The organism is Microbacterium oryzae, assembly GCF_030406385.1.
In the GTDB taxonomy this organism is placed as follows: Bacteria; Actinomycetota; Actinomycetes; order Actinomycetales; family Microbacteriaceae; genus Microbacterium; species Microbacterium oryzae_A.
Genome location: NZ_JAUEPM010000013.1, coordinates 1 through 21,358, shown reverse-complemented (window position 1 = coordinate 21,358; position 21,358 = coordinate 1). Strand labels below are relative to the sequence as shown.

The following is a 21,358-nucleotide window of genomic DNA, read 5'->3' as shown; positions in this document are numbered from 1 at the left end:
GGTGTCGGATTTCGGATGGCTGGGGCAGCTGAAGGCGCATGAGCACGACACGCGCACAGCCGCCCCGCCGATCCGAAATCGGAGACGGGGCGCGGCCACGGCCATCCCGCCACCCGTCTCGGATTGCGGATGGCTGGGGCAGGTGCAGGCCCGTGAGCACGACACGCGCACAGCGGCCCCGCCGATCCGAAATCCGGAACGGCGGGGCCGACGGCGGAGCGGGCGGAGAGCCGGCGCCTACTTGCGCTGGCGGCGTTCGCGCACGCGCATGTTGATCACGATCGGGGTTCCCTCGAACCCGTACAGCTCGCGAAGGCGACGCTGCACGAACCGGCGATAGCCGGGGTCGAGGAAGCCGGTCGTGAACAGCACGAAGGTCGGCGGACGCGTGCCCGCCTGCGTGCCGAACAGGATGCGCGGCTGCTTGCCGCCGCGCAGCGGGTGCGGGTGCTCGGCGACGAGCTCGGTGACGAACGCATTGAACTTGCCCGTCGGGATGCGCTGATCCCACGAGTCCAGCGCCTGCTCGAGCGCGGGCACGAGCTTGTCCAGGCGACGGCCGGTCTTGGCCGAGATGTTCACGCGCGGGGCCCACGCCACGTGCGCGAGATCCTGCTCGATCTCGCGCTCGAGGTAGCGGCGCCGATCCTGGTTCTCCATCTCGGGGGTGTCGAGCATGTCCCACTTGTTGAACGCGAGGACGAGGGCGCGACCCGACTCGAGCACGAGGTCGATGATGCGCACGTCCTGCTCGCTGATGGGCTGCGTGACGTCGAGGACGACCACGGCGACCTCGGCCTTCTCCAGCGCGGCCGATGTGCGCAGCGACGCGTAGAAGTCGGCACCCTGCGCCATGTGCACGCGGCGGCGGATCCCGGCGGTGTCGACGAAGCGCCACAGCTTGCCGCCGAGCTCGACGATCTCGTCCACGGGGTCGCGGGTGGTGCCGGCGAGGTCGTTGACGACCACGCGCTCCTCCCCCGCGGCCTTGTTCAGCAGCGATGACTTGCCCACGTTGGGTCGACCGAGGATGGCCACGCGGCGCGGTCCGCCGATCTCGTGCTTGGCGACGGCGGAGACGTCGGGCGTCTTCTCGAGGACGGCGTCGAGCAGATCGGCCACGCCGCGGCCGTGGATGGCCGAGACCGGGTGAGGTTCGCCGAGGCCGAGGTTCCAGAGGGCGGCGGCCTCCGGCTCGTGCCGGGCGTCGTCGACCTTGTTCGCGACGAGGAAGACGGGCTTCGACGTCTTGCGCAGCATGCGCACCACGTGCTCGTCGGTCGACGTGGCACCGACCGTCGCGTCGACGACGAAGAGGATGACGTCGGCGAGCTCGATGGCCACCTCCGACTGCATCGCCACCGAGCGGTCGATGCCCTTCGCGTCGGGCTCCCAGCCGCCGGTGTCGACGACGGAGAACCGCCGTCCCAGCCACTCGGCCTTGTACGTCACGCGGTCGCGGGTGACGCCGGGGGTGTCCTCCACGACGGCCTCGCGGCGCCCGAGGATGCGGTTGACGAGCGCGGACTTGCCCACGTTCGGACGCCCCACGATCGCGATCACCGGCAGCGCGGGCAGGTACTCGATGCCGTCGCCGGCGTCCTGCAGACCCGCGAGGAGGGCGGCATCCTCCTCGTCGAGCTCGTAGTCCTCGAGGCTCGCGCGCAGCGACTCCGCGCGGCGCTCGATGAGCTCCTCGTCGAGTTCTGCGAGCTTCTCGGCGAGCCGGTCCGGCTCGCCCTCGTACTCGTTCTCAGCGGCCATCCCGGCCTCCCGTCTTCTCGTCGATCACCGTGAGCACGGCGGCGACGCTCTGGTCGAAACTCAAGTCTGTCGTGTCGACGACGTCCACGCCCGGGGCGGCGTGCAGGAAGTCGACGACCTTGCTGTCTGATGCGTCGCGGCGGCGCATGGCCGCGGCGACCGCGGCGGTGTCGGAGTCGCCGAGCTCGGCCGACCGGCGCGCGGCGCGCACGTCGGGGTGCGCGGTGAGGAGGATCCGCACGGGGGCGTCCGGCGCCACGACGGTGGTGATGTCGCGGCCTTCGACGACGACGCCCGGCAGCCCGGACTGCGCGACGAGCGCGCGGAACAGCGCGTTGATCTTCTCCCGCACCGGCAGCACCCGGGCGACTCCGCTGACGGCCGCCGAGGTCTCCGGGGTGCGGATGGCCTCGGTCACGTCGACGTCGCCCACCCGGACGGTGCGCACGTCGGGGTCGAGGGAGATCGTCGGCGCGAAGGTGCCGAAGGCCGCGAGGACCGCGTCGGCGTCGTCGGTCGACGCCCCGCCGGACTGCACGTGCCAGGCGAGCGCTCGGTACACGGAGCCGGTGTCGAGGTAGCCGAAGCCGAGCCGACGCGCGCTCTCCTTGGAGACGCTCGACTTGCCGGCGCCCGCGGGGCCGTCGATGCCGATGAAGAAGGGTTCAGTCACTGGTGCTCGCAATCCGCCACCCGCGGGACTCGAGGCCCGCCACGGCGGCGCTCAGGATGGCCGGGTCGACGGCGATCTCCGCGAGGCCCAGCTGGGCACCCGGGGAGTGCTCGAGCCGGAAGTCCTCCACGTTCACGCTCAGCTCGCCGAGATCGCCGAAGAGCCGGCCGAGCTGGCCGGCGACGTCGTCGACCATGACGACGAGCGACTCGGAGCGGTGCCGCTGTCCGTGTTTGCCAGGCAGCCGCTCCACGCCCACATTGCCGCGGCGGATGGTCTCGGCGAGGGTCCGCCGTGCACCGGGCGCATCCGGGTGACGCAGCGCATCTGCCGCGCTCGTGAGATCCGCCGCCAGCGCGTCGAGCACCTCGACGACCGGCGTCGCGTTCGCGCCGAGGATCTGCACCCACAGCTCGGGGGCGGAGCGGGCGATGCGCGTGGTGTCGCGGACGCCCTGCCCGGCGAGCCCGAGCGAGAGGTCGGGCGCATCGGCGAAGCGCGCTGCGAGCAGCGACGCGACGACCTGCGGCACGTGCGAGACGAGCGCGACCGAGCGGTCGTGCTCCTCGGGCGTCATCTCGATGGGCACGGCACCGAGGTCGAGCGCGAGCGCCTCGATGAGGGCGAGGTCGGCCACGGGCGTCTCGCCGTCGCGGCAGATGACCCACGGGCGCCCCGCGAAGATGTCGGCGCGGGCGGAGATCGCGCCCCCGCGCTCGCGACCGGCCATGGGATGCGAGCCGATGTAGTGCGTGAGATCGACGCCGCGCTCGCGCAGCGCACGCAGGGGCTCGAGCTTCACCGACGCTACGTCGGTGACGACGGCATTCGGGAACGCCGCGAGCTCGGCCTCGACGACGTCGGCGACGACATCCGGCGGCACGCACACGACGACGATCGCGGGGTGGTCGGAATCCGACGCGGCGCGGCCGGCGCCGTAGTCCACCGCGAGGCGCAGCTGCGCGGGCGAGGTGTCGGCGAGCGCGACGTCGACGCCGTGCTGTGTGAGGGCGTGGCCGATGCTCGCACCCAGCAGTCCCGACCCGACGATGCGCACGGTGCCGTGCACCCGGGCTGCGCGACCGGGCACGGTCGGCGCAGCGGCGCTCGGCGTAGCGCTGTCGGTCACGAGGTCTCCTGCTCCTCCGATGCCGGAGTCTCGACGCCATCGGCGGGCGGAGCATCCGTCTCCTGGCGCGACAGAGTCAGCAGCGCGCCACGCTCCACCTTAGTCAGTTCTCGCGTGCGACCCACTGGGAGGGTTCCCAGGTGCAGCGGCCCGAACTGGCGGCGCACGAGCTCCACGACCGGATGGCCCACGGCCGCCATCATGCGGCGGACGATGCGGTTGCGCCCCGAGTGCAGGGTCAGCTCGACGAGGCTGGAGTCGCCCGACGAGTCGAGGATGCGCGCCTTGTCGGCCGCGATCGGGCCGTCTTCGAGCTCGATGCCGCGCGCGAGCGTCGCCACGGTCTGCGCGGAGACCCGCCCTTCGACCTTGGCGATGTACACCTTCGTCACGCCGAAGCTGGGGTGCGCGAGCACGTGCGCGAGCTCCCCGTCGTTGGTGAGGACGAGCAGGCCGCTGGTGTCGGCGTCGAGACGGCCGACGTTGTACAGCCGCTCCTCCCAGTCCTTCGTGAAGCGCCGCAGGTCATCGCGCCCGCGGTCGTCCTTCATCGTGCTGACGACGCCGGTGGGCTTGTTGAGCATGACGTAGCGCTTGGTCGTGTCGAGCTGCACCGCGATGCCGTCGACGTCGACGAGGTCGTTCTCGGGGTCGACCCGCGAGCCGAGCTCGGTGACGACGGAGCCGTTCACCCGCACGCGCCCCTCGACGATCAGCTGCTCCGACACCCGTCGGGATGCGACGCCGGCGTTCGCGAGCACCTTCTGCAGGCGGATGCCCTCGTTCGTCTCAGCCATGTGTCCTCGTTCTCTCGTCCATGTCGTGTGGGCGGCTCACGCCAGCAGCTCCTCGAAGCCGTCCGCCCCGTCGTCGAGGAGCGGCGAGATCGGCGGCAGCTCCTCGAGGGAGGTGATGCCGAGCTTCTGGAGGAGCAGATCGGTCGTGCCGTAGGTCGTCGCCCCGGTCTCGGGGTCGGCGTACATCTCGCTGATGAGGCCTCGCGTGAGCAGCGTGCGCACCACGGAGTCGACGTTGACCGCGCGGATGGCAGCCACCTGCGAGCGCGTCACCGGCTGCTTGTAGGCGATGACGGCGAGCGTCTCGAGCGCCGCCTGGGAGAGGCGAACGGGAACCTGCCCGCCGACGAAGTCGGCGACGAGATCGTCGAACTCCGCGCGAACGTACATCCGCCATCCGCCGCCCACCTCGCGCAGCTCGAAGCCGCGCCGCGGGCCGTCGCCCTCGCCGTCGTAGTCGGCGACGAGCTCGGCGAGCGCGGCGCGCACCTCGGCGGCCGGCGCGCCGACGGCCGCAGCGAGGCTCACGACGCCGAGCGGCTGATCGGCGACGACGAGGATGGCCTCGAGCCGCTGAGCGATGGAGCTCGCGTCTTCATCGGTCATAGTCGGCCCCCAGCGTCGCGAGCATGTCGTCGGACCACTGCTCGGCCGTCCAGCGGAGGGTGAGCTCGCCGAGCGGCTCCGGCTGGTCGAACGCGACCGCGGCGTGGCGGTACAGCTCGAGGATGGCGAGGAACCGCGCGACGACGACGCCCACCTGGTCGACGTCGGCGACGAGCTCGCCGAAGGTCATCGTCGCGCGGGAGCGCAGCCTGCCCACGACGATCGCCGCCTGCCCGCGAATGGACACCGCGGGCGCGTGCAGATGGTCGAGGCCCACGCGGGGCAGGGTCTTCGGGGCGAAGGCCGCCATGGCGAGGGCTGCGAACTCGTCCTTCGACAGCTTCCAGACGAGCTCGGGCGTCTTGACCCGATGCTTCTCCTCGAGCGGCACCGCGCGGGCGTGCCGCGTGTCCTCCGCAGTGAGGCGGGCGCGGAACCACTCCGCCGCCTCCTTGAACGCGCGATACTGCAGCAGGCGCGCGAAGAGCAGGTCGCGCGCCTCGAGCAGGGCCACGGACTCGGCGTCGACGAGCTCGCCCTGAGGCAGGAGACCGGCGACCTTCATGTCCAGCAGCGTCGCGGCCACCACGAGGAACTCGCTGGCCTGATCGAGGTCCTCGTCGGGGCCCAGCTCGCGCAGGTATCCGATGAACTCGTCGGTGACCTTGCTGAGCGCGATCTCCGTGATGTCGAGCTCGCGTTGCGAGATGAGGGTCAGCAGCAGATCGAAGGGGCCGTCGAAGTTCGACAGCGAGACCCGGAAGCCGGTCTCGCCATCTGTCTCCGCGCGCGGGGCGAGCGGAGCGATGTCGTGCGCCGCGTCAGGCGACGGCGCCACGGGCCACCAGCTCCCGCGCCAGCCTCAGATAGGCCTGCGCAGCCGGGTGCTCGGGAGCGAACTCGGTGATCGGCACGCCCGACACCGACGCGTCGGGGAACTTCACCGTGCGTCCGATGACGGTCTCGAGCACGCGGTCGCCGAACGCCTCGACGATGCGGTCGAGCACCTCGCGCGAGTGCAGCGTGCGGGAGTCGTACATCGTCGCGAGAAGGCCGTCGAGCTCGATCGCCGGGTTCAGGCGGTCGCGCACCTTGTCGATGGTCTCGATGAGGAGCGCCACGCCGCGCAGCGCGAAGAACTCGCACTCGAGCGGGATGAGCACGCCGTGCGCGGCGGTGAGCGCGTTCACGGTGAGGATGCCGAGCGAGGGCTGGCAGTCGATGAGGATGACGTCGTACTCGTTCGCAATGCCGCGCAGCACACGGGCGAGGATCATCTCGCGTGCGACCTCGTTGACGAGGTGCACCTCGGCCGCCGACAGGTCGATGTTGGCGGGGATGATGTCGAGGTTCTCGACCGCCGTGTGCACGATCGCCTCGTGCGCGTCGCGCTTGGGCTCGAGCAGCAGGTCGTAGATGGTCGTGACGTCGTGCGTCTGCACGCCGAGCCCGGCCGACAGTGCGCCCTGCGGGTCGAAGTCGACCGCGAGCACCTTGCGCCCGTAGTCGGCCAGCGACGCGGCGAGGTTGATGGTGGTCGTCGTCTTGCCGACGCCGCCCTTCTGGTTGCACAGCGCGATGATCCGAGCCGGGCCGTGGCTCTCGAGCTTCGGCGGGGTCGGGAAGCCCTGGTAGGGACGACCGGTCGGTCCGATCGGTCTCTCGTCCTGCTGGGCCTTGCGCGCCACCGAATCCCCTGCTTCCGCCGTCATGGTTGGTCCTGTTGCAACCACGTCGAGTCTAAACGCCCTCCCTGCGCTGCCGGTGAGCACCCGCCGCGTGCCGGGAACCGCCGCGGCCGTCCGGTCAGCGAGCGCGGGGATGGCTCGTCGCGTAGACGTCGCGCAGGGTGTCCACGGTGACGTGGGTGTAGATCTGCGTCGTGGCGACCGAGGAGTGGCCCAGCAGCTCCTGCACCACGCGCACGTCGGCGCCGCCCTGAAGCAGATGCGTCGCGAACGAGTGCCGCAGTGTGTGCGGCGAGACATGAGCCGACAGCTGCGCGCGCTCCGCCGCCGCCTGGATGACGAGCCACGCGCTCTGACGCGAGAGCGGGGCGCCACGCGCTCCGAGGAACAGCTTCGCGGTCGCCCGGCCCTTCGCGGCGAGCTCGGGGCGCACGCGCGTGACATACGCCGCCACTGCCTCCTGCGCGAACGATCCGACCGGCACGATGCGCTCTTTGTCGCCCTTGCCGCGCAGGCGCAGCACGTCGCCCGTTGCGAGGTCGTCGAGGTCGAGGGATATCGCCTCCGACACGCGGGCGCCTGTCGCGTACAGCAGCTCCAGGAGCGCGCGGTCGCGGAGACCCAGCGGCTCATCTGGCGACGGAGCGGCGAGCAGACGCTCGACCTCGTCGATCGAGAGGGCCTTCGGCAGCCGCTGCGGCTGACGAGGGGGGCGCAGCCGCTGCGCGGGGTCGTCCTGTGCCAGCCCCTCGCGCACGAGGAAGCGGTGGAGACCGCGGATCGACGACTGCAGCCGCGCCAGCGACGACGCCGCCGGCGGCGGCTCCTCCGACGCGCGCGCGGCGGCGAACTCGGTCACCACCGCCGGGGTGACGGCGTCGAGGTCAGCCACGCCGGCGTCCTGGAGCCATCCCGCATAGCCGGCGAGATCGCGCCGGTACGCGTCGATCGTGTGATCGGACAGCCCGCGTTCGATGGTGAGATGGCGCAGGTACGCGTCGATCGCGCGGTCGAGACGCACGTGCGCCCTACGCGCCGCGGAGTCGAGCGGCCGTGAGGAGAACGCCGATGGCCGTCGTCGCGTTGCGGAACCGGCCCTCCACGACGGCGCGGATGGCCTCGTCCAGCGGCACCCACTCCACGCGCATGTCGGCCTCCTCGCCCTCGCGATCGAAGGCGGCGCCGGTGGCGCGGAGGTCGCGGGCGAGGAAGAGGTGGATGAGCTCCGACGTGCCGCCGGGCGACAGGTGCACGGCGGTCAGCTCCTGCCAGTCCCCCGCCTCGAGGTCGGCTTCCTCCGCCAGCTCTCGCTGCGCGGCCGCCAGCGGGCTCTCCCCCTCGACGTCGAGCAGCCCGGCGGGCAGCTCCCAGTCGCGCTCGCCGATCGGATGGCGGTACTGCTGGATGAGCAGGACGCGCTCGTCGGCGTCGAGGGCGACGATCGCCGCCGCCCCGGGGTGGTCGAGGTACTGCCGAGTCAGCTCGCCGTCGCCGTAGGCGAAGCGGTCCGCGACGATGTTCCAGACGATGCCGTGGAACGCCACCTCGCTCGAGAGGATGTCGACCTCATGCGGCTCGTCGCGGAGCTCCTCCGCCATCAGGCGTTCTCGACCTCGAACAGCTCGCTCGCGTGGCTGCGCTCGACGGCCGCGGCGATGAGCCCCCGGAAGAGCGGGTGCGGGTCGGTCGGGCGCGAGCGCAGCTCGGGGTGAGCCTGCGTCGCGATGTAGTACGGGTGCACGTCGCGCGGCAGCTCGACGAACTCGACGAGGTCGAGATCGGGGTTCACGCCCGAGAAGACCAGACCCGCCTCGGCGATCTGAGCGCGGTAGGCGTTGTTCACCTCGTAGCGGTGACGGTGGCGCTCCTGCACCTCCGCCGCGCCGTAGAGGTCCGCGGCGAGCGACCCCTCCGCGAGGCGGGCGGGGTACAGCCCCAGGCGCATGGTGCCGCCGAGGTCGCCGCGGTCGATGATGTCGACCTGCTCCGCCATCGTCGCGATGACGGGGGCGGTGGACTCGGGGTCGAACTCCGTCGACGAGGCCTCGGCGATGCCGGCCATGTCGCGGGCGTACTCGATGACCATGCACTGCAGACCGAGGCAGAGACCCAGGGTCGGGATGCCCTGCTCGCGGGCGAACTTCAGCGCGCCGAGCTTGCCCTCGATGCCGCGGATGCCGAAGCCGCCGGGCACGCAGATGCCGTCCAGCGAGGAGAGCTGCTCTCGCGCGCCCTCGGGCGTCTGGCAGGTGTCGGAGGGGATCCAGCGGATGTTGACCTTGGTCTCCTGCGCGAAGCCACCGGCCTTGATCGCCTCGGTGACGGAGAGATACGCGTCGGGGAGGTCGATGTACTTGCCGACGAGGCCGATGGTCACCTCGTGCTTGGGGTTGTGGACCGCGTGGAGCACCTTGCCCCAGCGAGTCCAGTCGACGTCGCCGGCCTTCTCCGCGAGGCCCAGGCGGCGCGCAATGTACGCGTCGAGCCCCTGCTCGTTGAGCGTGGAGGGGATGTCGTAGATGCTCGGCAGGTCTACGGTGTTGACGACCCCCTCGATGTCCACGTCGCACATGAGGGCGATCTTGTTGCGGTTGCCCTCGCTCACGGGGCGGTCGCTGCGGAGGACGAGCGCGTCAGGCTGGATGCCGACCTGACGGAGCGCAGCGACGGAGTGCTGCGTCGGCTTCGTCTTCTGCTCGCCGGAGGCGCCCATGAACGGCACGAGCGACACGTGCACGAAGAAGACGTTGTCGCGGCCGAGCTCGTGGCGCAGCTGGCGGGCGGCCTCGAGGAACGGCTGCGACTCGATGTCGCCGACCGTGCCGCCGACCTCGGTGATGATGACGTCGGGGCGGGGCTCGTCCTCGGCCTGCAGGCGCATGCGGCGCTTGATCTCATCGGTGATGTGCGGGATGACCTGCACGGTGTCGCCGAGGTACTCGCCGCGACGCTCACGCGCGATGACCTGCGAGTAGATCTGGCCGGTGGTGACGTTCGCCGCCTCGGACAGGTTGATGTCGAGGAAGCGCTCGTAGTGCCCGATGTCGAGGTCGGTCTCCGCGCCGTCGTCGGTGACGAAGACCTCGCCGTGCTGGAAGGGGTTCATCGTCCCCGGGTCCACGTTGAGGTAGGGGTCGAGCTTCTGCATCACGACGTGCAGGCCCCGCGCCGTCAGGAGGTTTCCGAGACTCGCGGCGGTGAGCCCCTTGCCGAGCGAGGAGACGACACCGCCCGTCACGAAGATCTGCTTGGTGGTGTCGTCGCGCCGTGCCTCAGAAGTCTGCATCACGGGCTTCGATCCTAACAGTGCGAGGTCGGGAGGGGCTGTGCTGCTCGCAGACTGCTCACAGCGGCGGATGCCTGCGCGGCTCCGGGGCCATCGTGTCACGTCGCAGCGTGTCTGGGGCGACTTCTCAGCAGGTCGTGACCTGCTCACCGCCCCGCGGTCGCGCGCGTATGGCATTCTTTCCTCGGTCCTGCTCACGGGGGGTGGGCGATGCGGCGAGGATCTCGCGAGGACATGCTCCTTCCGAGTCCGGAAGAAGGACGAACATGCGCTCCATGCAGCGTGCCCTGCGGACCCTGATGATGCTCGTCACCGGTCTCGCGCTCTTGACCGGGACGCTCGTCGGCGGCTCGCCCGCGATGGCGGGCCCGGGCGGAGCATCTCTGACCCTCTCACCCGCTTCCGGCCCGGTCGGTTCGGCCGTGACCGTGACCGGCACGGGGATGGCCAAGAAGACCGCGGGAACCCTCACCGCCGGGAGCGAGCGCGTCGCATTCGTCACCAGTGCCTCCGGCTACTTCACGTCGAGCATCGTGATCCCCTCGACCAGCGGCGCCACCGTCGACATCGTCGCGACGGCGGGAGCCAGCCGGGCCGCGGCCGCTTTCACGGTGACGTACAGCCCCGCCTCGATATCGACGCCCGACACATCGGCCTCGAGCCCGACGCCGACGACTCCGGCGGTCAGCTCCGCACGGCTTCGGCTCGGCGTCGCGACTCCGGGCGGCGCCCAGGCGAACGCCGAGCTCGACACCGTCGCGTCGCTGGTGGGCGAGAGCCCCTCGATCGTTCTGTCGTACTACGACTTCGGGCAGCCCGCACCGCTCGCCGACCTCGACAGCGTCGCGGCCCGAGGAGCGACCAGCCTGATCACGTGGGAGCCGTGGCGATGGGGCGACGGCGTCTCCCAGCCCGCCTACTCCAACGCGCGGATCGCGGCAGGCGAGTATGACGCGTACCTGCGCCAGTGGGGTGCTGCCCTCGCTGGCTGGCGCAAGCCCGTCTACCTGCGCTACGCGCACGAGATGAACGGCGACTGGTACCCCTGGTCCGACGGGGCGAACGGCAACGCTGCCGGCTCGTACGTCGCCGCCTGGCAGCACGTGCACGACGTCCTCGAGAGCCAGGGAGCGTCGAACGTGCAGTGGGTGTGGAGCCCGAACATCCCCTATGCCGGTTCCACCGCGCTCCCGAGCCTGTACCCGGGAGCGCCATACGTGGACGTCGTCGCGCTCGACGCCTACAACTGGGGAACCGCCGTGGCGTGGAGCACCTGGACCGCGCCCGCCGCCCTGTTCGGCGACGGTCTCGCCCAGGTGCGCGCCCTCGCTCCCGGCAAGCCCGTCCTGATCGCCGAGACCGGCTCCGCCGAAGCCGGCGGCTCGAAGGCCGACTGGAACAGGGCCCTCGTCTCCTACCTCGGCGCCCAGACCGACGTCGTCGGCTTCGTCTGGTTCCACCAGGACAAGGAGGTCGACTGGCGCATCGACAGCACCGCCGCCTCCGCCGCCGCCCTCGCGGACGCGCTCGCGCAGCGACGGGGCTGACGTCACCGCTTCCGGGAGGCGATGAGCGACCAGACCGCGGCCGCGAGGTTCGCGAGCAGCAGCAGGCCGGGCCAGATGAAGAACCACTCCTCCCCCGAGGCGTCGGCCGTCATCCAGACGAACAGCACCAGCTGCGTGACCGCCAGTCCCGGCGCGAGCCAGCGCGCGGCGTCCCGAGCGAGACCCGGGCGCAGACGGCGGCCGCCCAGGACGCCGAAAAGCGCAGCGGCGAGTGCGACGAGGCCCGTCCCCACCGTCAGGATCGGCGGGGTCGCCTGCCACGCGGCGTGGCGGATCCACGGTCCGCGCCCATCCGATGAGAAGGCGCCCTCGGCGAACCGCAGCTGCACCCCGGCCATCCCCTGCGAGAGCCAGAACCACTGGTCGTCGTCGGCGGCGAGCGCCGTGCGGTAGACGACAGCGTCGCCGTCCTCGGTCGCCTCGAGCAGCGGCGGATCATCCTCTGACGTCCACGACGGCGTGTCGAGGGGCTCGACTGCCTCGGCGTCGGCGGCGATGCCCTGCGGCACCCGCAGCTCGAACGACACGCGCTCGACGTCCACATCGACGCCGGACCAGTCCCAGTCCCAGTCGGGCGTGAGGGCGGTCCAGGTGACCGCGTCGCGCCATCCGTCGGCGGTGCGGATGGCCGCAGCTGCGTCGGCGAGGCGGTATCGCACCACGACGTCGTGCTCCCCCGGCCAGTCGTCTGCGATCTCCGTCCGCAGGTACGCCTTGCCGTGCCGGCGGCCGGTGTCGAAGGGCACCTCCGCTCCGTCGACCTCGACGGATGCGACCTCGAGCTCCTGGCGGGACCCGTCGGGGCGATCACGCCATTCGCGCAGCAGCTGCGGCACCTCGTGGCGATCCTCGACCACCATCTCCAACCGCTCCTCGACCTCCATCGAGAGCCCGCCGTCCGCCGTCGGAATCAGCTCGCCGGTCGCGTCGAAGGCGCGCACGAACGCGCCGTAGTCGCCGGCGAGGTCGGCGTCGAAGATCGAGTCGTCGGCGGTCTCGACCGTGGGCGACGGCACGGTGTTGGCGAGCAGGATGGCCGCCAGCGGCGCGAGGATCGCGGCGGCGCGGATCGCGAGCCGACCGCCCGTGAGCAGCGTCGGGTCGCTCGCCGCGGTGCGCGGGACGCCGGCGTCGTCGAGAGCGCGCTCGACGATGCGGCGGCCATCCCGCGCCCCGGCGAACAGGACGACGTAGGGCAGCAGCGGATCGCGCAGCGTCGTCTGCTCTGCCGTGCGCGTCTGCTCGATGTACTGCCGCAACCCCAGCAGGTGCTCGCGGGCGAAGGCGCCGCGGCGGGTGAGCGGGAAGGCCGACGTCGCGATGACGATGACGACGACCGAGAGGATGGCGGTGGCCGCGACGATCGCGAGCGGCCACCAGTAGACCGACAGCGGCATCTGGTGCGAGAGCTGCCGCGCGAGGCCGACCTGCACGAGCGGCAGGGCGACGGCCGCGCCGAGGAAGCCGTCGCGGACGACGCCGCCGGTCGACCTGCGGAGGCCGCGCTGCCGTTGCTCGCGCCGCTCGGGAGCTGCACGGAAGCGCAGCCGCGCGCCGACGACGTCTCCCACTCGGCCCGCGCGGTGCAGTTCGCGGAGGAGCTTGGGCCGGGCGCTCCGGTCGCGCTGGTACGCCGCGACCGCTCGCACGAGAGCCGCGCCGCGCCACCCGCCCCAGATGTGGCTCGCCAGTGCGGGCGACACGCCGGCCTGCGGCTCGTACTGCGCCACGTACCAGAGGCGGCCGCGCGCATCCGCCCAGGCGACCGCGCGCGCGGCGAGGGCGAGGAGGAGGACCGCCGCCGACACCAGCAGGGGCAGGAAGGGCCCCACCACCATCACCCAGTACAGCGGCGTGTGCGGGGGCATCGCGAAGGTGCCGGGCACGAAGTTCAGGGTGAGACGGAACTCCGCGTAGGGCGGTGTCGTCTGATCGTTCGTGGCGACGTAGGTGACGGTGTCGGCGGTCTCCGCGTCGGGCTCGAGTGCGATGTCGGCACTCAGCAGCAGCCAGGCGAGCGATGCGCGCGGCTGACGCTGCTGCGCCTCGTCCAGATCGCGGGGCAGCGTGACGCTGATCCGCTTGTCGAGGGTGCCCTGCGCCCAGTCGACCCCCAGTGCGTCCCACTCGAGCGTCTGCTGCCAGCGTCCGGTCGACTCGTCGTAGACGTCGGCCGCCACGTCGTGCAGGGTGTAGCGGAGGAGGACCTCGTGGTCGCCGCGGAGGCGCTCGTCCGCGGCGATGGCGAAGGTCGTGCGGGTGGCGGCGTCCGCCACCGTGGCCTCCGCGGGCGAGCCGTCGAGGGTCGCCTCGATCAGTTCGGGCCGCAGGTCATGGCCGTGCAGCTCGGTGACGAGCGTGCGCTCGATGCCGTGGAGGTCGACGTCATCGGGGAAGAACGCCTGCACGCGCTCCTCGACCTCGAGCTCCAGGCGTCCGTCGCCCGTCCGCTGCACCTCGTAGTCGGCTTCGAAAGAGCGCGCGATCCACGACTCGTCCGCGTCCTCGGCGCTCGAGTAGTAGTCGTCGAGCTCGAGCGGCGCGTTGACCACAGGACCGATGAGCAGCAGCAGCCCGACCAGAGCCACCGTCGTCCAGATCGCGCGCATGCCCCAGCGGGCGCCGCGACTGCCCCGTGCGCGCGAGCGCGCTTCGAAGCGCAGCATCCGCGCGGACAGCCAGCGGTAGAGCGGCGTCTGCCGACGCGGGTCCAGACGCACGGCGTCGTCGGGAACCGCCCCTTGGTCGCTCATGCAGCCGCGTGCGCGAGGTCCAGCAGCTCCCTGGCGTGCGTGAGCGCAGCGTCGGAGTCGGCCAGCCCCGAGAGCAGCCGCGCCATCTCAGCCTCGCGGGCGGCGCCATCCAGCCGCTGCACGCTCGAGCGCGTCACCGAGCCGTCGTTCGCCTTGACCACGCTGAGGTGGTTGCCCGCGAAGGCCGCGACCTGCGCGAGGTGCGTGACCGCGATCACCTGCGACGACTGCGCAAGGCGCGCGAGGCGCTTGCCGACCTCGATCGCCGCCGCGCCGCCGATGCCCGCGTCGACCTCGTCGAACACGAAGGTGGGCACGGGGTCGGTCTCCGCGATGACGACCTCGATCGCCAGCATCACGCGACTGAGCTCGCCGCCGGACGCCCCGCGCGCGACCGACCGCGGCTCGGCTCCCGGGTGCGGGGCGAGCAGGAAGGCCACGTCATCGCGCCCCGCTGCGCTCTCCTGGCCTGCGCTCGCCTCGACGACCAGGCGCGCATCGGGCATCGCCAGGGCGTGCAGCTCGGCCGTGACCGCGGCACCCAGGCGGGTCGCCGCCTCCGCGCGCGCCGCTGTGAGCTCGTCAGCGGCGGCATCGAGCTCCGCCCGCGACTCCTCGCGCTGCGCCGAGAGCCGCTCGATGCGGTCGCCGTCGTCATCGAGCTCCGCGAGGCGCGCCGAGCCCGTCTCGAGGAGGGCGATCGCGGCATCCAGCGTGCCGTGCGCGCGGACGAGGCCGCCGAGCACCGCGCGGCGCTCCTCCACGGCCGCGAGCTCCTGCGGGCCCGTCTCGTCGAGGTCGGCGAGGAAGCCCGACAGCTCGACGGCGAGGTCCGCTGCCCGGTAGCCGAGATCGGCGAGCTGCTCGGCGATGCCCTCGAGCGCGGGATCGCCCGCCCGCTCGAGAGCACGGCGCGCCTCGCCGAGGAGGCCCGACACGTCGGCCGCGCCCTCCTCGCTCGACAGCGACTCCCGGGCGAGGGCGGCCGCCGTGCGCAGCTCCTCGGCGTTCGCGAGGCGCTCCGCGCGCTCGGAGAGCTGCACGTCCTCGCCGGGCTCTGGAGCGGCCTCCTCGATCTCGGCGAGGGTCGCGCGCAGCGTCTCCGCCTCGGTCTGGCGCGCGGTGCGCTCGACCGTGAGCGTGTGCAGCTCCTGCTCCAGCTCACGATGCGCGTGCCAGGCAGCGCGATAGCGCTCGAGGGCCTCGCGCACGGGCCCGCCCGCGAAGCGGTCGAGGGCGTCGCGCTGCGCGGCTGCCGATCGCAGCCGCAGCTGGTCGGTCTGCCCGTGCACGACGACGAGCGCGTCAGCGAGGTCCGCCAGCACGCCCGCGGGCGCCGCGCGACCGCCGACGCTCGCGCGGCTGCGCCCCTCCGCCGCGAGCGTGCGGGAGAGGTAGAGCTCGGCCCTGCCCTCGCCGATCGGCTCGAGGTCGCCGCCGGCTTCGCGCACGCGCTCGGCGACGGGGCCCTCCTCCGGCACCACCCAGACGCCCTCCACGATCGCCTGCGACGCACCCGCACGCACCGCGCCGGAGTCGGCGCGCTGGCCGAGCAGCAGGCCGAGACCGGTGACGACCATCGTCTTGCCGGCGCCCGTCTCGCCCGTGATCGCGGTGAACCCCGCCCCCATGGGCAGCGTGGCCTCCGCGATGACGCCGAGATCGCGCAGCCGCATCTCCTCGATCACTCGCGCTCCCCCAGCATCGGCAGGGTGATCGACTCGGTCGGGGTGTGCTCGCTCGGCCCGCGCCATCCCTCGGTGGGCAGCTTGAACTTGCGCACGAGGCGGTCGGTGAACGCGGCCGGGTGCAGCCGGGCGAGGCGGACGGGCTTCGGCGAGCGGCGCACGACCACGCGCGCGCCGGGCGGCAGCGGGTGGGAGCGCCGCCCGTCGCACCAGAGCACGCCGTTGCCGGCCGAGTCGGCCTTCAGCTCGACCGCCACGGCGTGGTCGGGCCCGACCACGAGCGGCTTGGAGAACAGGGTGTGCGCGGACAGCGGCACGACCGCGATGGCCTGCACGGTCGGCCAGATGACCGGGCCGCCCGCGGAGAAGTTGTAGGCGGTCGACCCGGTGGGGGTCGCGACGACGACACCGTCCGCGCCATACGCCGTGAGCGGCCGCCGGTCCACCTCGATGATGACCTCGATCATCCGCTCGCGCTGGTCCTTCTCGATCGCCGCCTCATTGAGGGCCCACGTCTCGTAGACGACGCGGTCGTCGTCGTCCTTCACGATCACCGACAGTGCGAGGCGCTCCTCGACGGCGTAGTCGCCGATGATCGCGCGGTGCACGGCCTCGTCCATGTCGTCGCGCTCGATCTCCGCGAGGAAGCCGACGTGGCCCATGTTGACGCCGAGGACCGGCGCGCTGCCGCCGCGGACGAGCTCCGCGGCGCGGAGGATCGTGCCGTCGCCACCGAGCACGATCGCGATGTCGATGTCGGCCAGGGGAACGTCCTCGCCCAGGGCCGGCACATCGCCGAGGACGGGCGCGAGCGCGGAGAGCTCCGCGCGGTCGGCGGGCGCGAGCACCGCGACCGCGCCCTCGGTGCGCACGGCGTTGACCACGCGGACGGCCGCGGCGACGGTCTCCTCGCGGAAGGCGTGAGCGACGATCAGGATCCTGCGCTCGCTCATCGTCTCCCCGCCTCGTTCACGATCGTGTCCTCCCATTGTGTCGGATCCCCTCCGCCCTCCGGCCCGATGTGCACAAGCAACTCGACATTGCCATGACCGCCCTCGATCGGCGAGCGGCGCACGCCCCGCGTGCCGAGCCCGAGCTCCCATGCCGATCGGAGAACGTCGCGCACGGCCGCGGCGCGCAGTGCGGGATCGAGGACGACCCCGTTGCGGATGGCCGCGCGGCCGACCTCGAACTGCGGCTTGACGAGGAGGACGATGTCGGCATCCGCCGCAGCGACCGCGGCCACCGCCGGGAGCACGTGGGCGAGCGAGATGAACGACAGGTCGCCCGTGATCACCGACGGCGGCGCATCGACGCCGCTCGCCGCTGCGAGGTTCTCCCGGGTCATGAAGCGCACGTTGAAACCCTCGACTGGGTGGACGTGCGCGTCGGCCGCCACGGCGGGCGCGAGCTGGCCGTGACCGACGTCGACGGCCATGACGGGCTTCGCGCCGCGCTCGCGCAGCACCTGCGTGAAGCCGCCCGTCGATGCCCCCATGTCGAGAGCGACACGACCGGCGACGTCGACGTCGAACGCGTCGAGCGCGTGCACGAGCTTGTGCGCGCCACGGCTGACGTACGCGTCGGAGGCCGCGACCGTCAGCGGCGTCTCGTCCGATACCGGACTGGACGCCTTCGTGACGGTGCGGCCATCCACCTGCACCGCGCCATCCGCGATGAGGGTCGCGGCGTGCGTGCGCGAGCGCGCGAGGCCACGGGCCGCGAGCGCGGCGTCGAGGCGCCGGGTCATCGCCGTCCGTCGACGGGGGCGGATTCCAGACGCGCCGCCAGCTCGTCGTGCAGCGCGGCGTACGCCGTCGCCCGGTCGGCGAGCGGCTTCCCCTCGATCTCCGTCAGCCGATCGGCGAGCTCGGTGTGGCCATCCGTCACCCGTTCAGACTAACGGCGGTGGAACCGGTCCTCGTAGAGACGCTCGGGAACGCGGAAGCCAAAGATCTGGCGTCCGGTGTCCCAGATCGCCTTCGCCGCCGCACGGACGAGGTCGATGTCGCGCGTTCCCTCGCTGACGATGTGCACGTCGGGTCCGTCGATCCGCACCGCGGCGTCGCGCACCCACACCGTGTCGCCCTTCACGCGAGCGACCGGGTACGGCTCGAAGAGCTCGCGCAGGTCGCTGACGATGTACGTCGGCCGAGAATGGGACGGCGCTGCGAGCACATGCTTGGGACGGTCGATGCCGGTGAGCACGAGCGCGGAGTCCATGCCGGCCGCCTGCGCCCCCATGATGTCGGTGTCGAGGCGGTCGCCGATGAAGAGCGGACGCTGCGCCTCGAATCGCGCCACGGCGGCGTGGAAGATCGGCGCCTCGGGCTTTCCTGCCACCGTCGCCAGACGCCCGACGGCGGTGTGCACGGCCGAGACCAGCGTGCCGTTTCCCGGCGCGATGCCGCGGGCCTGCGGGATCGTCCAGTCGGTGTTGGTGGCGATCCAGGGGATGCCGCCCTCCTCCTCCGGAACGGCCAGCGCGAACGCAGCCTCCGCGAGCTGCGACCATCCGACCTCGGGCGCGAAGCCCTGCACGACGGCCGCCGGGGCGTCCTCCGCGCTGCGGGTCACGACGTAGCCGGCTTTCTCGGCCTCGACCACGAGCCCCTCCCCGCCCACGATGAGGATGGTCGATCCGGCAGGAACGCGCTCGGCCAGCAGGCGCATGGCGGCCTGCGGGCTCGTGACGACGTCCTCGGCGGCTGTCGGGATGCCGAGCTCGCTCAGGTGCGCGGCGACCGACGCGTCGGTGCGGGCGGCGTTGTTCGTGATGAACCCGAGGCGCCGACCCTCGCTCGCGGCGCGGTTCAGGCTCTCGACCGCGTGCGGGATCGGGCCGGGCCCCGCGTAGACGACGCCGTCGAGGTCCGCGAGGACGACGTCCACCCCCTCAAGGGGAGCCGGGCCATCCGTCTTCTTAGAAAAGAGCGCCATCGGGGCGGTCGCCCTCCCTCTTCGATCCGTCTGCCTTCTCGCTCGAGGCGTCGTCCTCGTCTTCGTCCTCGTCGGCGCTGTCGATACCGGCGGCGATGAGGAGCTCGGAGACCTCGTCCTCGATCGACATCTCCTCATCGGATGGCGCGGACTCGGCCTTGGAGGAGCGCTGCGGCTCGGAAGCGGGCTGCACCTCGGGCTCAGCGGGGGTCTCCGCGGCGGGGTCGTCCGGGGTCTCGTGGTCGGCGGAGTCGTCGTCCGACTCAGGCTCGATGTCCGCGACGTCCTGCTCTGCCTCGTCACGCGACTCGGAGTCGGCGTCCGCGGCCTCGTCGTCCGGCTGCGGCTCGGCGTCCGACTCGTTCTGAGCGTCCTGCTCGGCCTCGTCGAACGGCAGCTCTTCTGTGTCGGTGTCGTCCACGAACATGAAGTCGTCCTCGTCGGCGCCGCGATGCTCGCTCAGCGCGCGCTCCGCGACCTCCGCGCGGCGACGCCACGACGCAGCCTCCTCCGTGCGCCCGAGGTCCTCCAGCACGTTCGCGCGTGCGGCGAAGAGGCCGGGGCTCCACTCGAACGCCCGATCGGGGTCGAGTTCGGGGATGTCCAGCTCGTGCAGCGCGAGTTCGGTCTGCCCGAGGTCCAGACGCGCGCCGGACATCGCGATGGCGAGCTCCACTCGCGCGGCGACATCGAGGGCGTCGCGATCTGCGGCGCGGCCCTCCTCGAGAGCCTTCTCAGGACGGCCGACACCGCGCTCGCTGTCGACGATGAGCGCCACGTTGTCGTTGCGGCCGGTGATGCGGCGCTGCGTACGCAGCTCGCGCAGCGCGAGCGAGAAGTCGCCGTTCGCGTACGCCGTGATCGCGAGGGTCTCGCGAGCCACGCCGATGCGGCCGGCGTGACGCACGGCAGCGAGAGCATGCTCGTGTGCGAGCTCGGGATCTTCGTCGATGAGGTTCGAGGCCATCGCGAGGTGACGCGCGACGCGGTCGGCGTTCTCCTTGCTGAGGGTCTTCAGCTCATTGCGCGCTGCCGGCGCGAGATCGCGCGCGGTGACCTCGTCGGGAAGGAACGGGTCCGGGATGCGCGCGTGCTCCGGCGGGCGCGAGCCACCGTCGCGATCGTAGGGACGATGGTCGCCGGAGTTCCGGTCATCCCGCTGGTAGGGACGGCGCTCACCCGAATTGCGGTCATCCCGCTGGTAGGGACGACGCTCACCCGAATTGCGGTCATCCCGCTGATACGGACGACGCTCACCCGAATTGCGGTCATCCCGCTGATACGGACGACGCTCACCGGAATTGCGGTCATCCCGCTGGTACGGGCGACGCTCACCCGAGTTCCGGTCATCCCGCTGGTACGGGCGACGCTCACCCGAGTTCCGGTCATCCCGCTGGTACGGGCGACGCTCACCCGAGTTCCGGTCATCCCGCTGGTACGGACGCCGCTCACCCGAGTTCCGGTCATCCCGCTGGTACGGACGCCGCTCACCCGAGTTCCGGTCATCACGCTGATACGGACGCCGCTCACCCGAGTTCCGGTCATCCCGCTGGTATGGACGCCCACCGGACTGACCTGCGTTGCGGTCGTCGCGCTGATACGGGCGACGCTCACCCGAGTTCCGGTCATCCCGCTGATACGGGCGACGCTCACCCGAGTTCCGGTCATCACGCTGATACGGACGCCGCTCACCCGAATTGCGGTCATCCCGCTGATACGGACGACGCTCACCCGAATTGCGGTCATCCCGCTGATACGGACGACGCTCACCCGAATTGCGGTCATCACGCTGATACGGACGCCGCTCACCCGAGTTCCGGTCATCACGCTGATACGGACGCCCACCGGACTGACCTGCGTTGCGGTCGTCACGCTGATACGGACGACGCTCACCCGAATTGCGGTCATCCCGCTGATACGGACGCCCACCGGACTGACCTGCGTCGCGGTCGTCACGCTGGTAGGGACGACGCTCACCCGAATTGCGGTCATCCCGCTGATACGGACGACGCTCACCCGAATTGCGGTCATCCCGCTGATACGGACGACGCTCACCGGAATTGCGGTCATCACGCTGATACGGACGACGCTCACCCGACTGGCCGTCGCTTGAGTAGGAGCGACGCGCCCCCGAGTTCCGATCATCGCGCTGACTCGGCCGGCCGTTGCTCTCGCTGTAACGCGGTCGGCTGGTGCCACCATCGCGCTGCTGACGATCGCCGTTCGGTCGAGATCCGCCATCGCGGCGGTCGTTGTCTCCGTTAATCGGCATGTCCACTCCTCGATGATGCCCTGCGAACGCACGAAAGGGTCATCCGTCGTCGGATGACCCTTTCGTCTACGTGAAGTCCGGCGGTGTCCTACTCTCCCACAAGGTCCCCCTTGCAGTACCATCGGCGCTGAGAGGCTTAGCTTCCGGGTTCGGAATGTGACCGGGCGTTTCCCTCTCGCTATGACCGCCGAAAC

At 71.5% G+C, this 21,358-nt stretch carries 19 protein-coding genes and 1 rRNA gene; 2 read left to right on the top strand and 18 right to left on the bottom strand.

Features of this window, described 5'->3' with window-relative positions:
- Positions 1 to 237: 237 nt before the first annotated feature.
- From der to QWJ90_RS14050, 10 genes are all read right to left on the bottom strand, one after another.
- Entirely contained in the window at positions 238 to 1,764 is a 1,527-nt protein-coding gene (gene der, locus QWJ90_RS14095; RefSeq protein ID WP_290108499.1) for a ribosome biogenesis GTPase Der, read from the bottom strand.
- The gene (cmk, locus tag QWJ90_RS14090) at positions 1,754 to 2,437 is read right to left on the bottom strand and encodes a (d)CMP kinase (protein WP_290108498.1); all 684 of its coding nucleotides are present in this window, start codon (positions 2,435 to 2,437) and stop codon (positions 1,754 to 1,756) included. The genes der and cmk overlap by 11 nt, the downstream gene beginning before the upstream one ends.
- Complete coding sequence (locus QWJ90_RS14085; RefSeq protein WP_290108496.1) at positions 2,430 to 3,566, bottom strand: prephenate dehydrogenase; 1,137 nt, start codon at positions 3,564 to 3,566, stop codon at positions 2,430 to 2,432. The genes cmk and QWJ90_RS14085 overlap by 8 nt, the downstream gene beginning before the upstream one ends.
- On the bottom strand, positions 3,563 to 4,363 hold the full coding sequence (locus QWJ90_RS14080) for a pseudouridine synthase (protein WP_290108495.1): 801 nt from the start codon (positions 4,361 to 4,363) through the stop codon (positions 3,563 to 3,565). The genes QWJ90_RS14085 and QWJ90_RS14080 overlap by 4 nt, the downstream gene beginning before the upstream one ends.
- A 36-nt stretch (positions 4,364 to 4,399) precedes the next feature.
- Complete coding sequence (gene scpB / locus QWJ90_RS14075; RefSeq protein WP_290108494.1) at positions 4,400 to 4,969, bottom strand: SMC-Scp complex subunit ScpB; 570 nt, start codon at positions 4,967 to 4,969, stop codon at positions 4,400 to 4,402.
- Complete coding sequence (locus QWJ90_RS14070; protein ID WP_436836708.1) at positions 4,959 to 5,807, bottom strand: segregation and condensation protein A; 849 nt, start codon at positions 5,805 to 5,807, stop codon at positions 4,959 to 4,961. Before QWJ90_RS14070 ends, scpB begins: the two co-directional genes overlap by 11 nt.
- Positions 5,791 to 6,681, bottom strand: coding sequence for a ParA family protein (locus QWJ90_RS14065; RefSeq protein WP_290108493.1), 891 nt, complete (start codon positions 6,679 to 6,681; stop codon positions 5,791 to 5,793). The genes QWJ90_RS14070 and QWJ90_RS14065 overlap by 17 nt, the downstream gene beginning before the upstream one ends.
- Positions 6,682 to 6,775: 94 nt before the next feature.
- Positions 6,776 to 7,678 (bottom strand): site-specific tyrosine recombinase XerD, encoded by a 903-nt coding sequence (gene xerD, locus QWJ90_RS14060; protein ID WP_290108492.1) that lies wholly within the window; start codon positions 7,676 to 7,678, stop codon positions 6,776 to 6,778.
- 7 nt (positions 7,679 to 7,685) lie between these two features.
- Complete coding sequence (locus QWJ90_RS14055; protein ID WP_290108491.1) at positions 7,686 to 8,255, bottom strand: NUDIX domain-containing protein; 570 nt, start codon at positions 8,253 to 8,255, stop codon at positions 7,686 to 7,688.
- A complete protein-coding gene (locus QWJ90_RS14050; RefSeq protein WP_290108533.1) occupies positions 8,255 to 9,943 on the bottom strand; it encodes a CTP synthase in 1,689 nt (562 codons plus the stop codon). Before QWJ90_RS14050 ends, QWJ90_RS14055 begins: the two co-directional genes overlap by 1 nt.
- A gap of 266 nt (positions 9,944 to 10,209) precedes the next feature.
- On the opposite strand from QWJ90_RS14050, the gene QWJ90_RS14045 reads away from it, so the two are divergent.
- Positions 10,210 to 11,490: a glycoside hydrolase family 26 protein gene (locus QWJ90_RS14045; protein ID WP_290108490.1), complete on the top strand. Its 1,281-nt coding sequence runs from the start codon at positions 10,210 to 10,212 to the stop codon at positions 11,488 to 11,490.
- A 2-nt stretch (positions 11,491 to 11,492) separates the two neighbouring features.
- On the opposite strand, the gene QWJ90_RS14040 is transcribed toward QWJ90_RS14045, so the two are convergent.
- Genes QWJ90_RS14040 through QWJ90_RS14010 form a run of 7 tightly spaced genes read right to left on the bottom strand, consistent with a single transcriptional unit; the run spans position 11,493 to position 19,859 of the window.
- The gene (locus tag QWJ90_RS14040) at positions 11,493 to 14,264 is read right to left on the bottom strand and encodes a DUF2207 domain-containing protein (RefSeq protein ID WP_290108489.1); all 2,772 of its coding nucleotides are present in this window, start codon (positions 14,262 to 14,264) and stop codon (positions 11,493 to 11,495) included.
- Positions 14,261 to 15,952, bottom strand: coding sequence for a DNA repair protein RecN (gene recN / locus QWJ90_RS14035; RefSeq protein WP_290108488.1), 1,692 nt, complete (start codon positions 15,950 to 15,952; stop codon positions 14,261 to 14,263). Before recN ends, QWJ90_RS14040 begins: the two co-directional genes overlap by 4 nt.
- Complete coding sequence (locus QWJ90_RS14030; RefSeq protein ID WP_290108487.1) at positions 15,949 to 16,905, bottom strand: NAD kinase; 957 nt, start codon at positions 16,903 to 16,905, stop codon at positions 15,949 to 15,951. Before QWJ90_RS14030 ends, recN begins: the two co-directional genes overlap by 4 nt.
- A complete protein-coding gene (locus tag QWJ90_RS14025) occupies positions 16,902 to 17,702 on the bottom strand; it encodes a TlyA family RNA methyltransferase (protein ID WP_290108486.1) in 801 nt (266 codons plus the stop codon). The genes QWJ90_RS14030 and QWJ90_RS14025 overlap by 4 nt, the downstream gene beginning before the upstream one ends.
- Positions 17,699 to 17,842, bottom strand: a complete 144-nt coding sequence (locus QWJ90_RS14020; protein WP_290108485.1) for a hypothetical protein — start codon at positions 17,840 to 17,842, stop codon at positions 17,699 to 17,701. Before QWJ90_RS14020 ends, QWJ90_RS14025 begins: the two co-directional genes overlap by 4 nt.
- Positions 17,843 to 17,851: 9 nt before the next feature.
- Positions 17,852 to 18,892, bottom strand: coding sequence for an HAD-IIA family hydrolase (locus QWJ90_RS14015; protein ID WP_290108484.1), 1,041 nt, complete (start codon positions 18,890 to 18,892; stop codon positions 17,852 to 17,854).
- A complete protein-coding gene (locus tag QWJ90_RS14010) occupies positions 18,876 to 19,859 on the bottom strand; it encodes a hypothetical protein (RefSeq protein WP_290108483.1) in 984 nt (327 codons plus the stop codon). Before QWJ90_RS14010 ends, QWJ90_RS14015 begins: the two co-directional genes overlap by 17 nt.
- 165 nt (positions 19,860 to 20,024) lie before the next feature.
- Here QWJ90_RS14010 and QWJ90_RS14005 point away from each other — a divergent pair, with 165 nt between their 5' ends.
- On the top strand, positions 20,025 to 21,005 hold the full coding sequence (locus QWJ90_RS14005; RefSeq protein WP_290108482.1) for a hypothetical protein: 981 nt from the start codon (positions 20,025 to 20,027) through the stop codon (positions 21,003 to 21,005).
- A 234-nt stretch (positions 21,006 to 21,239) separates the two neighbouring features.
- On the opposite strand, the gene rrf is transcribed toward QWJ90_RS14005, so the two are convergent.
- A 5S ribosomal RNA gene (gene rrf, locus QWJ90_RS14000) occupies positions 21,240 to 21,356 on the bottom strand.
- Between the last annotated feature and the right edge of the window lie 2 nt (positions 21,357 to 21,358).